This window comes from Sphingobium sp. (genome assembly GCF_049304695.1).
In the GTDB taxonomy this organism is placed as follows: Bacteria; Pseudomonadota; Alphaproteobacteria; order Sphingomonadales; family Sphingomonadaceae; genus Sphingobium.
This window is the reverse complement of sequence record NZ_JBAQOK010000087.1, coordinates 1-13,121: the sequence shown is the minus strand read 5'-3', so window position 1 is coordinate 13,121 and position 13,121 is coordinate 1. Positions and strand designations below refer to the sequence as shown.

The window sequence follows — 13,121 nt, the reverse complement described above, 5'->3', positions numbered from 1 at the left end:
AGAGAAGAGATGCAGACTGTCGAGACGTTGAACGAGGGCCTTAAGCGCGCCTACACTGTCACCATCACGTCGAAGGATATCGACGCCCGCGTGGAAAAGGAAGTGCAGACCATGGCGCCGCAAGTGCGGATGCCTGGCTTCCGTCCTGGCAAGGTGCCCGCCAATCTCGTCAAGAAGATGCATGGCGAAGCCTTGCAGCGCGACGCGCTCAACAATTCGATTCAGGACAGCATCCAGCGTCTGATCGCTGACCAAAAGCTGCGCCCCGCAATGCAGCCTTCGGTCGAACTGGACGAAGGGTTCGATTTCGGCAAGGATGCGGAAATCAAGGTCGCACTCGAAGTGTTGCCTGAAATCGCAGCGCCCAGCGTCGATGGCCTGAAGCTGGAACGGCTGACCGTCGAAGTCGCCGAAGCGCAGGTTGACGAGGCCGCTGGCCGCATCGCCGCGCAACAGGGCGCTCTGGAAGAACGCGCTGCCGATCATGCGGCGCAGGATGGCGACACGCTGACCATCGATTTCCTGGGCAAGGTTGACGGGGAAGCCTTTGAAGGCGGCGCGGCGCAGGACGTCAAGCTGACGATCGGCGCTGGCCAGTTCATCCCCGGCTTCGAAGAGCAGCTGACCGGCGCCAGGAAGGGCGACGAAAAGACGATCGAAGTCACCTTCCCCGAAGATTATGGCGCGGCCCATCTGGCCGGCAAGCTGGCGACCTTCGACATCACGGTGAAGTCCATCCTCGACGGTGACAAGCCCAAGCTGGACGACGAATTCGCCAAGTCCCTGGGTCTGGAAGGGCTGAGCCAGCTCAAGGATCTGCTCAAGGGCCAGATCGAGCAGGAACATAATGGCCTGACCCGCACCCATATGAAGCGCAAGCTGCTCGACCAACTGGCCGCGAGCCATGACTTCGACGTGCCGCCCAGCATGGTGGAAGCCGAGTTCAACCAGATCTGGTCGCAGCTTCAGCATGAAGCCGGTCATGAGGCAGACCCCGAAGCCGCGCTGGCCGAGATGGAAGCCGAGAAGGAAGACTATCGCGCCATTGCCGTGCGTCGCGTGCGTCTGGGCCTGCTGCTCTCCGAAATCGGCCAGGCCAATGGCGTGACTGTTTCCGATCAGGAAATGAACCGCCTGATCATGCAGGCCGCACAGCAATATGGCGCGCAGGATCGCGAACGCTTCATCCAATATGTCCGCCAGGACCCCATGGCCGCCGCGCAGCTTCGTGCGCCGCTCTATGAAGATAAGGTCGTCGACTTCCTGTTCGAAAAGGCAGAAGTCACCGATCGCGCGGTGACCAAGGAAGAGCTGGAAGCAGCGATCGAAGCCGAAGATGGCGACATCAAGCCCCACGTCCACGGTCCCGATTGCGGTCATGACCATGACGACAAGCCCAAGGCCAAGAAGGCTGCATCCAAGAAGAAGGCTGCCGAAGCCGAAGAGGCAGCGCCTGACGCCGACGCGCCAGCGGCCGAGGATGCGCCTGCCAAGAAGCCAGCCGCCAAGAAGGCTGCAGCCAAGAAGGACGAGGCTGTAGCCGCCGACGCGCCGGCCGATGCCGCAGCTGAGGAAAAGCCCAAGAAAAAGGCTGCTCCCAAAAAGGCCGCTGCCAAGGCTGAATAAGCCTGACGCCCGTCATGCAAAGCGCCCGCCTTCCTCGTGAAGCGCGGGCGCTTTTCATATCTGCCCCGCGTGACAGATGAAATATTAACCGCAAAAACGCATAATGGGGTGGCATCATGACGGGATTTGAGGGGGCGATGAAGGAATTTCCGGCGTTGGACAGCGACACGGCTCTGGCCATCCCGCGCATCGCGGTGATCCTGCCCTGCTATAATGAAGCGGGCGCGATCGTGCAGACGGTCGCCGATTTCCGCCGCGCGCTGCCCCATGCCGACATCTATGTCTTCGACAATAACAGCAGCGACGACAGCCGGGCGCTGGCCGCCGGGGCAGGGGCGATCGTCCGCCGCGTGCCGCAACAGGGCAAGGGCCATGTCGTGCGCCGCATGTTCGCCGACATCGACGCCGACATCTATATCATGGCGGATGGCGACGCGACCTACGAAGCCGCCGCTGCCCCCGCGATGGTCGCCGCCATGCTGGAAGATAATCTCGACATGGTCGTGGGGTGCCGCCGCAGCGCAGTGCAGGAAGCCTATCGCCCCGGCCACCGCATCGGCAACTGGGCGCTGACCGGCCTGCTCAAACAATTGTTCGGGCGCAGTTTCACTGACATCCTATCGGGTTACAGGGTTTTCTCACGACGCTTCGTCAAGAGTTTCCCGGTCCTGTCGGCGGGTTTTGAGATCGAGACGGAAATCAGCGTCCACGCCCTCGAACTCGCCATGCCGGTCGCCGAAGTCATGACCGCCTATGGCGCGCGGCCCGAAGGATCGGTCAGCAAACTGTCCACCTATCGCGACGGCTGGCGCATCCTGCGCACCATCATCACCCTGTATCGTATCGAGCGGCCGGTCCTCTTCTTCGGCATCATCGCGGCGTTTCTGGCGGCGCTGGGCTTTGGCCTCGCGGTGCCGCTGATCCTGACCTATATGAAGACCGGGCTGGTGCCGCGTGTGCCGACCGCCATTCTCGTCACGGGGCTGATGATATTGGCCACGCTGTCCGCCATGTGCGGCCTCATCCTCGACACCGTCGTGCGGGGACGGCGCGAAGTGCGACGGCTCGCCTATCTCACCTTCCGCGCGCCGTCCGACTTCGCCCGCCGCGACTGAACGTCCTCACCCGCATACGCCCCCTTGAACCATTCGCCGTTTGTGCCGATGTAGGGGGTGGGCAAAAGCACCAGACCGAAAGAGTATAATGACCAACATCATGCATGATCCCATGGCCGCGCTGGTTCCTATCGTCATCGAACAGTCGAACCGTGGCGAGCGCAGCTTCGACATCTTCTCGCGCCTGCTGCGCGAACGGATCATCTTCGTGACCGGCCAGGTGGAAGATCATATGGCCTCGCTGATCGTCGCCCAGCTTCTGTTCCTTGAATCGGAAAATCCGAAAAAGGACATCTGGATGTACATCAACTCGCCGGGCGGCGTAGTGACGGCGGGCATGGCGATCCACGATACCATGCAATATATCCGTCCGCAGGTCGGCACCGTGTGCATCGGTCAGGCTGCCTCGATGGGCAGCTTCCTGCTGGCCGCCGGTCAGCCGGGCAAGCGCATCGCGCTCGGCAACGCCCGCATCATGGTGCATCAGCCTTCGGGCGGGGCGCAGGGCATGGCCAGCGACATCGAGATTCAGGCCAAGGAAATCCTGCGTATCCGTCGTCGCCTGAATGACCTCTACGTCAAATATACCGGCCAGACGCTGGAAGCCGTCGAAAAGGCAATGGACCGCGACACCTTCCTGGAAGCCGACGAAGCCAAGGCCTTCGGTCTGGTCGACGAAGTGTTTGATCGCCGCCCTGTCGCGGAAACCACCGAAGACTGACTTCGCCAGAATGAACAGAAGGCGGGCGCCTGCCGATCCGATCGATCGACAGGTGCCCGCTTTATTTATGGACGGTCAGGGGCGATGAAAGTTCAGGCCACGCCTGCGCCGAGGGCGGCTCGCTCTTTGCGCTGGCGGACCCAGCCGCGCAACATCGCGATGTTCCCTCGCAGGCCCGGTTGGCTGCCTTGTGCCGAATCACCTTCGGCCATTCACCTTTAGCGTTTAGCTTGGACGCCGGGTGGATTTCTGGCCTTGAAACTGTTGCATGGCGAGACAATCTTAGGTCCATCTTTCCTTGCTCAGCCGTTGCTCTAACCCGGCAGGGCGTCGGCATTGCGCGCAAATGCGGGGAATCGACCTGGCCGTCTGCGGAATCGTCCAAAGAATGGCTACTTGTGTATTCCTTCATCACCGGTTTAGGATGAAGGACTAATATCGGTCATTCGGTTTCCATTGTCGCTGCAAGGGAAATGGGTGGCAGGAAAGAAGGCAAAATGACGAAATTGACCGGTTCCGATTCGAAAAGTACGCTCTACTGCTCCTTTTGCGGTAAATCGCAGCATGAGGTGCGTAAGCTGATTGCGGGGCCGACCGTATTCATCTGCGACGAATGCGTGGAGCTATGCAACGACATCATCCGCGAGGAGACCAAGGGCGGTCTCGTCGGCAAAAAGGATGGCGGCGTGCCGACCCCGCAGGAGATTTGCGATGTGCTCGACGATTACGTCATCGGCCAGAATCGTGCGAAGCGCGTTCTTTCCGTGGCGGTCCATAATCACTATAAGCGCCTGAACCACGGGTCGCGTCCGGGTGAGGTCGAACTGGCCAAGTCCAACATCCTGCTCGTCGGTCCGACCGGCTGTGGCAAGACGTTGCTGGCGCAGACGCTTGCCAAGACGTTCGACGTGCCCTTCACCATGGCCGACGCGACCACGCTGACCGAGGCGGGCTATGTCGGCGAGGATGTGGAAAACATCATCCTCAAGCTGCTCCAGGCATCCGACTATAATGTCGAAAAGGCGCAGCGCGGCATCGTTTACATCGACGAAATCGACAAGATCAGCCGTAAGGCCGAGAACCCGTCGATCACGCGCGACGTATCGGGCGAAGGCGTGCAGCAGGCACTGCTCAAGCTGATGGAAGGCACCACCGCCTCCGTGCCGCCGCAGGGCGGTCGCAAGCATCCGCAGCAGGAGTTTTTGCAGGTCGATACGACGAACATCCTGTTCATCTGCGGCGGCGCCTTTGCGGGCCTGGAAAAGATCATTGGCGATCGTCTGGAAGCCAAGTCGATCGGCTTCGGCGCTTATGTCTCTGCACCCGATGAGCGGCGTACCGGCGAACTGTTGCGCCAGAGCGAACCGGAAGATCTGCTGAAATTCGGCCTGATCCCCGAATTTGTCGGTCGCTTGCCCGTTATCGCGACGCTGGAGGATCTGGACGTGGCCGCACTGGTCAAGATTCTGGGCGAACCGAAGAACGCGCTGGTGAAGCAATATGGCAAGCTGTTCGACATGGAAAATGTGGAACTCAGCTTCACCGACGACGCACTGGTCGCGATCGCCAGAAAGGCGATCGAACGCAAGACCGGCGCGCGCGGGCTGCGCTCCATTATGGAAGCGATCCTGCTCGACACCATGTTCGACCTGCCATCGATGCAGGGCGTGGGCGAGGTCGTCGTCGATCGCGATGTGGTCGCAGGCAAGAAAGAACCGATTCGCGTATTCAGCGAAAAAGAAAAACGAGCCGAAGACGCGGCCTGATTTTCGCTTTTCCAATCGATCGAGACGGGGCCGGCGCGCAATCGCCGGCCCTTTTTTGTGCGCCGCAATATCGCGATGCGGAATTTTGTCGCACCGTTGCACTTTTACAATAGTGTAAAAGCCCCTTCATATTGTTAAATTCCCGTACGGAAATATAGGTTTTTTCGTTGCACCTGTCTCCCACGTCACATGAGCGTAACTGATATTGCACTTTGATGACATCATCCTGCGTGCGCTGTAACAATCCTGCAATCTGATGATCGCAAAGGGTTCGCTCATGGGGTCTGCTCAATTGAGCGGGTTTCGGTGACATCATGGGGCAGACGGACTGGGGCCGTCATCGCAGGGGAAACTGTATGAAGCATTTGAAGATTCTGCTGGCGGCTGGCGTCGCCTCCATAAGCATGTCGACCGTCATGGTTGCGCCTGCTCATGCGCAGGAAACGACGTCGTCGGTGCGCGGCACCGTCACGGCCGATGGCGCGCCTGTCGGCAACGCAGTTGTCACGGTCACTCATGTTCCCACCGGCACCGTCACAAACGCCACGTCGAGTGCCAATGGCACCTTTACGGCTACCGGCCTGCGCGTGGGCGGCCCTTTCACTGTTCGCGTGGTGGCCGATGGCTATCAAAGCACGGACGTGACCGACATCTTCACCGTCGTCGCACAACCCTATGATCTGCCGATCGCGCTGAACGCCGATGGCGATGCCATCATCGTCACGGCTTCCAGCGTCGTGGGTGCTGGCACAAAGGGGTCTGGCCCCACCACCGTCCTGACCGCTGCGGATATCGCGCAGGTCGCATCGGTGAACCGCGACATTCGCGACCTGATGCGCCGCGATCCCTTCGCGCGTCTCGACTATGCCGAAGGCTCAGGCCGCGCTGTATCGTTTGCCGGTCAGAACGCGCGCTTCAACCGCTTCACGATCGACGGCGTGCCAGTCACGGACAATTTCGGTCTGAATCCCGATGGCCTGCCGACCCGCCGCTCGCCTGTGCCGCTGGACGCGATCGGCCAGTTCCAGACACGCGTCGCGCCCTATGACGTGCGCGAAGGCAATTTCCAGGGTGGAACGATCAACGCCATTCTGAAAAACGGCACCAACGAATTTCATGGCACGGGCTTCTACTCCTACTCGTCGGATGAACTGACGGGCAAGAAGACCAAGGCTGGCCCTGGCGTCCCCACTGGTCGCGTTACCCTGCCGAACTTCAAATATGAAAATTACGGCGCGGAAATTTCCGGCCCGATCATCAAGGACAGGCTGTTCTTCATGGTAGCTGGCGAACGTATCCGCGCTGGCACGCCGATCGCCGAAGGCACGGCGGGCAACAATGCCGGTACGGTTGTCCCCAACATTACCGACGCGCAGGTGTCGCAGATTCAGGGAATCGCCCAGTCGCGCTATGGCTATGACACCGGCGGCGTGCTGAATAATTCCGATGATCGCGACGATCGTCTGGTGGCGCGTATCGACGCCAACCTGTCGGACACGCAGCGTGCATCGCTGACCTATATGTACACCAAGGATTCGATCCAGTTTAACCAGAACACTTTTGCGACCGGCAACCCTGGCCTAGGTCTGGAATCGAACGGCTATGTGTCGTCCAATCGCCTGCATACCGGCGTGTTCCAGCTGAACTCCGAATGGACCGACGAGTTCTCAACCGAAGTGCGTGCATTCTACAAGGATTATAAGCGCGGTCAGGATCCGATCATGGGTCGCGGCTTTGCCCAGTTCCAGGTCTGCACCGCACCGACTTCGGATCGTTCGGCACCCGGTTCCGCCGGGACCGGCGCTTCGACCGCTTGCCAGCCTGGTTATGGCACGGTCAGCTTCGGCCCCGACGTTTCGCGTCAATCCAACGCTCTTACCAGCAAGACCTATGGTGGCCTGGTGCAGGCGCGCCTGACGCAGAATGATCATGACCTGCGCGTGTTCGGCGAATTTTCGGATACGAAGATTTTCAACCTGTTCGTGCAGCGGACCGCCGGCGACTATTATTTCGACTCGATCGCCGATTTCCAGGCCGGTAATGCACAGCGTATGCGTTACACTAACGCGGTGCCGTCGCTCGATCCGAACGATGCCGCAGCGAAGTTCCGCTATCAGTCATACACCTTCGGTATTCAGGACAACTGGCGCATCAACGACAAGCTGACGCTATCCTATGGCGCGCGCTATGACATGTATGGTGGCGACAGCACGCCCGCGCTCAATCAGGCGTTCGTGAACCGCTACGGCTTTACCAACCAGGCCTATGTCGATGGTCGCGGTATCTTCCAGCCGCGCGTCGGCCTGGATTTCAAGCCGACCAGCGACCTGTCGATCCGCGCGGGCGGCGGTATCTTCTCGGGCGGTTCGCCGGACGTCTATGTCTCCAACAGCTTCTCGAACACCGGCTTTCTGTCGAACAATATCGACGTGCGCCGCAACAATGATGGCAGCGTTACCGGAGCTACCGCCGCTACGGGCGACGCGATCCTGAACAATGTAAACGGCACGACCATTCCAGCCGCCGCCAACACGCTGGTCTCTAGCGCCGCGTCCTCAGCGACGGCAACGACCAATGCGCTGGATCACAAGTTCAAGATCCCTTCGCAATGGCGCGGCACGATCTCGGCTGACTGGGCACCGCGTGACACGTTCCTGGGCAATGGCTGGAACTTTGGTGCCGACCTGTTCTACTCGGACGTCCGCAATCAGGTATTCTTCAGCGACCTGCGCGTAAGGCCGACCGCGCTGCGCACGCCAGATGGCCGTGTGCGTTATGCGTCGGTGACGACCTTTGCCGACACCAACAGCGACCTGTTCCTGACCAACACCACGAAGGGCCGTTCCTATGTCGCTGTCGCGCGGATAGACAAGCGTTTCGACTTCGGGCTGGAAATCGGTGCAAGCTATACGTGGCAGGACGTCAAGGATCAGGCTCCGGCCACATCCTCGACCGCTTCGTCCAACTATGGCAATGGCGCGTTCCTGGATGCCAACGGCGCGGCCTATGGTATTTCGAACGATCAGGTGAAGCACAACTTCAAATATCGCCTCAACTTCAGCCACGCGTTCTTCGGCGACTACAAGACGAACTTCGCGCTGTTCGGCGAAACCCGTATCGGCCGCCCGTACAGCTACACCATGCAGGACGTTTCGACCGGGCGTAGCGGTATCTTCGGCACGACAGGTTCAAACTCGCGCTATCTGCTGTATGTGCCTACCGGCCCGAACGATCCGTTGGTATCCTACGACAATGCCGCCACGCAAAGCTATGTGGAGGGTCTCGTCGCCAGCACTGGCCTTGGCAAATTCCGTGGCAAGATCGCGCCACGTAACGCCTTCAATGCCAAGTGGTTCACGAAAATCGATCTTCACGTCGATCAGGAAATTCCGACCGGCCTTGGCGGATCGCGCGTCACGCTGTTTGCCGACATCGAGAATTTCACGAACTTCCTGAACAAAAATTGGGGCCAGATTCGTGAATATGCCTTCCCGTACAATGTGATCGCGGTGCGTGCTCAGTGTCTGACGACACCGGTCGCCACGGGTGCAAACCCGACCGCGGCTCAGCAGACTGCCAACACGAGCCAGGCTTGTGCGCAGTACCGCTACACTTCGCCGACCAACGCGCCGACCGACACGATCTATTCGCGTCAGTCGCTCTACACCATTCGTGTCGGCGCGCGTTTCACCTTCTGATCGAACCGATCAACGAAACCAAAAAAAGGGCGCGGATCACTCCGCGCCCTTTTTCATGCCTTCGATTATGCTCCGCTCACCGCAAGCACCGATCCAACCCATCCCGCTGCACCACGCCGATCCGCGCAGCGATGGTGTTGCCGTATCGGCGGGTGAAGCCGCCCGGCGCAACGGCGGCGCGCTTTTTGGGCAGCGGCAATACGGCGGCGATGCGGCCGGCTTCCGCGCGGGTCAGCCTGCCTGCGCCATGGTGGAAATAGCGGATCGCGCCAGCCTGCACCCCATAGGTGCCGATGCCGGTCTCCGCGACGTTCAGATAGACTTCCATGATCCGCTGCTTGCCCCAGATCGCCTCGATCAACATGGTGAACCATGCCTCCAGCCCCTTGCGCACGAATCCGCCGCCTTGCCACAGAAACACATTCTTGGCGGTCTGCTGGCTGATGGTCGATCCGCCGCGTATGCGTCCGCCGCTGGCATTGTGGATTGCGGCCCTGGCGATGGCGTCGACGTCGAAGCCATGGTGGGAGCAGAATTTGCTGTCCTCTCCGGCGATTGCGGCGCGCGCCATGTCCGGGTCGATCGCGTCCAGGCTGGTCCAGTCCTTGGTGATGCCATTGGGGTCAAACAGCATCGTCAGCGTGACCGGCGGCGGCACGAAACGATAGATCGCCACCATGATGAGCGAGGCAAGGACAAAGCCGACAATGATTTTGACGAGAAAGCCGATCCAGCGGAAACGGCGGCGCGGGGAGGGCGAGGATTTTGAGATCATGCGCCCGTCGTAGCGCGAGCGCAGGGACGACTTCAAGCGCGCGGGGTGTTTGATCGCATTTGCGGTTGCGCGATGGCCTTTCTCCCGTCCGTTCGCTTCGAGCGAAGCCGAGAAGCCGATAGGGCTATGTTTCCGTTTCTCGACTGCGCTCGAAACGAACGGAGGTGGTGTAAGTCCGCCCCGTCCCAACCGAAGGAGCGCGTCCCATAACCTTCGCTACAAAAAAAGGCTCCGAGTCGCCCCGGAGCCTCCTTCAAAACAAAATCAGCGCCAATCAGGCTGCGGCAAAGCGCGCAATCTGCGTCAATCGATCGCCAGCAATCCGCATCATCGCCTTTTGCAGCTTCTCGAACGCGCGCACTTCGATCTGCCGAACCCGCTCACGCGATACGCCATAGACCTGCGACAATTCTTCCAGCGTCTTGGGGTCTTCGGCCAGGCGGCGTTCAGCCAGGATATGCTTTTCGCGATCGTTGAGATCGGTCATCGCCTCTTCCAGCATCTCGTGACGCATGGTTTTTTCCTGCTCGTCCGCGACGCGCTCGTCCTGCAACGGGTCATGGTCCTGCAACCAATCCTGCCACTGGCCTTCGCCATCCTCGCGCATGGGGACGTTGAGCGACGTATCGCCGCCCATCGCCATGCGACGGTTCATGGAAATCACATCCTGTTCGGATACGCCCAGATCGGTGGCGATCTTGGTCACATCCTCGGGACGCAGATCGCCATCCTCGAACGCTTCGATATTATTCTTCATCCGGCGCAGGTTGAAGAACAGCTTCTTCTGCGCGGCGGTGGTGCCCATCTTGACGAGGCTCCAAGAGCGCAGGATGAATTCCTGGATCGAGGCGCGGATCCACCACATCGCATAGGTCGCGAGCCGGAAGCCACGTTCCGCCTCGAACTTCTTCACGCCCTGCATCAGGCCGATATTGCCTTCCGAAATCAGCTCGCTGACCGGCAGGCCATAGCCGCGATATCCCATCGCGATCTTCGCCACCAGGCGCAGATGCGACGTTACCAGCTGGGCTGCTGCTTCGGGATCCTGATGTTCCTCATACCTCTTGGCGAGCATATATTCCTGCTCCGGGGTGAGCAGGGGGAACTTGCGAATCTCCGAAAGATAGCGGTTGAGGCTGGCTTCACCGCCCAGCGCCGGAACCGCAGGGACATTGCTCTTGTTGGCCATGTCGCTTCACCTTTCCCTTTCATGCGAGGCCGGACCCAGAAGAGGCGTCCGAAAGACCGTCGCAAACTTGTCGAACATTATACGATGAGCAGGCTTAACAGTTCCTGCATATCGGCAGGCAGTGTACTTTCGAACATAAGCCGATCGCCCGATACCGGATGTATGAACCCCAGGCTTTTGGCGTGCAATGCCTGCCTTTTGAAACTCAGCGTTTCCAGTATTGATTTGAAACCTTTTTTGTCTCTACTGTAAACCGGGTCGCCGATCAAGGGGTGTCCGATATGGCCCATATGCACGCGGACCTGATGCGTGCGCCCGGTTTCCAACCGACATTCGATCATCGCTGCGTCGCCCAGTCGTTGCACGGTGCGATAGTGGGTGACGGCATGTTTGCCGCGTCCTTCTCGCTGAACCGCCATTTTTTTTCGATCAGCGTCGGATCGGCCGATCCACGCATCAACCTTGCCACTGGACGGCAGGGGGACGCCATAGACGATCGCGGCATAGAGCCGTTCGATGCTATGATCCTTGAACTGCTTGGCCAGCCCCTCATGCGCCTTGTCGGATTTGGCGACGACCAGCAGGCCTGACGTGTCTTTATCGATGCGATGGACGATGCCGGGCCGCGCCACACCGCCGATGCCCGATAATTGCCCCCGGCAATGATGCAGCAGAGCATTGACCAACGTCCCGTCCAGATTGCCTGCCGCCGGGTGGACGACAAGGCCCGCAGGCTTGTCCACTACGATCAGGTCGGCATCTTCATACATGATAGTCAGCGGAATATCCTGCGCCACCGTATCGAGCGGGGCGGGGGCGGGCAGGGTGATGGCGAAATGCTGGCCCATGGCGACCTTGGCCGAGATAGTGATCTTCGCGGCCGGGTCAGGCGATTGGACATGACCTTCGCCGATCAGCGCCTTCAACCGTTCGCGCGACAGGTCGGGCAGCAGATCGGCCAGCGCCCGGTCCAGCCGCATTCCCGCCTGAGCGGTGCCGATCGTGACATCGATGATGGAAACCCCCGAACCCATTGTCTAGGGATGTAGGGATGAAGGTCCATATTGCAAGATCGCTGCTCGACCATATTCATGCGCTTTGCGCAGTGGACAGCGGGGAGGTGTGCGGCTTGCTGCTGGGTGCGGCGGGCGCGGACCGAATCGACGCGATCCTGCCCGCTGCCAATGTCGCGCCCGATCCGGCCCGTCACTTTGAATTGGATCCAATAACCCTGTTCGCGGCCCACCGCGCGGCCCGCTCTGGCGGCCCCGCGATCCTGGGCCATTATCACTCCCACCCCTCCGGCATCGCCACCCCGTCCGCCACCGACCTGGCCAGCGCAGCACCCGACGGGTCGCTATGGCTGATCGTCGCGGGTGCGCATTCTACCCTATGGGTCACTCTGGAAATCGCAGCGGGCCAGGTGGCTTTCGCTCCGGCGACGCTGTGCATCGGGTGAGCGAAAGGCAGCGCTGTGGGCTTGCATCGCCGGTCGGGGCAGCGCATGAGCCAGACAGGCCATCTTTCCCGTTTCACTATCCGGCAGCATAGACCTCTCCATGACTCATCCGATCGACAGCATCGAATTCGCCAGCCTGCTTTGCTCGCGCCTCTGCCATGATTTGCTCAGCCCCGTCGGCGCGCTCAACAACGGGCTGGAACTGATGGCGGACGAAACCGACCCGGACATGCGCCAGCGCTGCATGGATCTGCTGGGCGACAGCGCGCGGACATCCGCCAACAAGCTGAAATTCTTCCGCCTCGCTTTCGGCTCTGCTGGCGGGTTCGGCGACTCCGTCCCACCGCACGAAGCCAAGGTCGCGATCGAAGGCATGTACGCTGGCACTGGCCGGGTCAAGATCGGCTGGATGGTCGAAGAACAGATGCTCGGCAAATTGCCGGTCAAGGTTCTGCTCAACCTCGCGCTGATCGTCGGCGATGCGCTGGTGCGTGGCGGGCAACTCGACATCGGCGCGGAAAAGCGCCCCGGCGTGACGGAGATCGTCGTGCGGGGCGAAGGGCCAAAGGTCGTTCTGGACCCCGACCTGCGCGCGGCTCTGGCCGGAACCCTGCCGCCTGAGGGGCTGGCGTCGCGGACGGCTGCTGCCTGGATGGTGCGCGCTCTTGTGACTGGTGCGGGTGGTGAGATTGCCCTGTCTGCGCCGGGCGAACCGATGCTGCTGTTCGGCGCGTCCATCCCCGATTAAGGGGTGGGCGTCGTTGGGCCGCGT

Annotated in this window: 10 protein-coding genes; 7 read left to right on the top strand and 3 right to left on the bottom strand. The window is 60.5% G+C overall.

Features of this window, described 5'->3' with window-relative positions; translation table 11 throughout:
* Positions 1–9: 9 nt before the first annotated feature.
* The 5 genes from tig to WA070_RS16255 all read left to right on the top strand — a co-directional run bounded on the left by tig (position 10) and on the right by WA070_RS16255 (position 8,926).
* A complete protein-coding gene (gene tig, locus WA070_RS16275) occupies positions 10–1,626 on the top strand; it encodes a trigger factor (protein WP_422634973.1) in 1,617 nt (538 codons plus the stop codon).
* Between the two features lie 137 nt (positions 1,627–1,763).
* A complete protein-coding gene (locus WA070_RS16270; protein WP_422635069.1) occupies positions 1,764–2,741 on the top strand; it encodes a glycosyltransferase family 2 protein in 978 nt (325 codons plus the stop codon).
* Between the two features lie 88 nt (positions 2,742–2,829).
* The gene (gene clpP, locus WA070_RS16265) at positions 2,830–3,462 is read left to right on the top strand and encodes an ATP-dependent Clp endopeptidase proteolytic subunit ClpP (protein ID WP_422634972.1); all 633 of its coding nucleotides are present in this window, start codon (positions 2,830–2,832) and stop codon (positions 3,460–3,462) included.
* A 497-nt stretch (positions 3,463–3,959) separates the two neighbouring features.
* Positions 3,960–5,228: an ATP-dependent Clp protease ATP-binding subunit ClpX gene (clpX, locus tag WA070_RS16260; protein ID WP_422634971.1), complete on the top strand. Its 1,269-nt coding sequence runs from the start codon at positions 3,960–3,962 to the stop codon at positions 5,226–5,228.
* 356 nt (positions 5,229–5,584) lie between these two features.
* Positions 5,585–8,926: a TonB-dependent receptor gene (locus tag WA070_RS16255; RefSeq protein WP_422634970.1), complete on the top strand. Its 3,342-nt coding sequence runs from the start codon at positions 5,585–5,587 to the stop codon at positions 8,924–8,926.
* 76 nt (positions 8,927–9,002) lie between these two features.
* Here WA070_RS16255 and mtgA read toward each other — a convergent pair whose 3' ends face one another.
* From mtgA to WA070_RS16240, 3 genes are all read right to left on the bottom strand, one after another.
* Positions 9,003–9,701, bottom strand: coding sequence for a monofunctional biosynthetic peptidoglycan transglycosylase (gene mtgA / locus WA070_RS16250; protein WP_422634969.1), 699 nt, complete (start codon positions 9,699–9,701; stop codon positions 9,003–9,005).
* 274 nt (positions 9,702–9,975) lie between these two features.
* Positions 9,976–10,890 (bottom strand): RNA polymerase sigma factor RpoH, encoded by a 915-nt coding sequence (rpoH, locus tag WA070_RS16245; RefSeq protein WP_422634968.1) that lies wholly within the window; start codon positions 10,888–10,890, stop codon positions 9,976–9,978.
* A 77-nt stretch (positions 10,891–10,967) separates the two neighbouring features.
* Positions 10,968–11,924, bottom strand: coding sequence for an RluA family pseudouridine synthase (locus tag WA070_RS16240; RefSeq protein WP_422634967.1), 957 nt, complete (start codon positions 11,922–11,924; stop codon positions 10,968–10,970).
* A gap of 17 nt (positions 11,925–11,941) precedes the next feature.
* Between WA070_RS16240 and WA070_RS16235 the strand changes: the two genes are divergently transcribed.
* Both WA070_RS16235 and WA070_RS16230 read left to right on the top strand, forming a co-directional pair.
* Entirely contained in the window at positions 11,942–12,349 is a 408-nt protein-coding gene (locus tag WA070_RS16235; RefSeq protein ID WP_422634966.1) for a M67 family metallopeptidase, read from the top strand.
* A gap of 100 nt (positions 12,350–12,449) precedes the next feature.
* Complete coding sequence (locus WA070_RS16230; RefSeq protein ID WP_422634965.1) at positions 12,450–13,097, top strand: histidine phosphotransferase family protein; 648 nt, start codon at positions 12,450–12,452, stop codon at positions 13,095–13,097.
* Positions 13,098–13,121 lie beyond the last annotated feature (24 nt).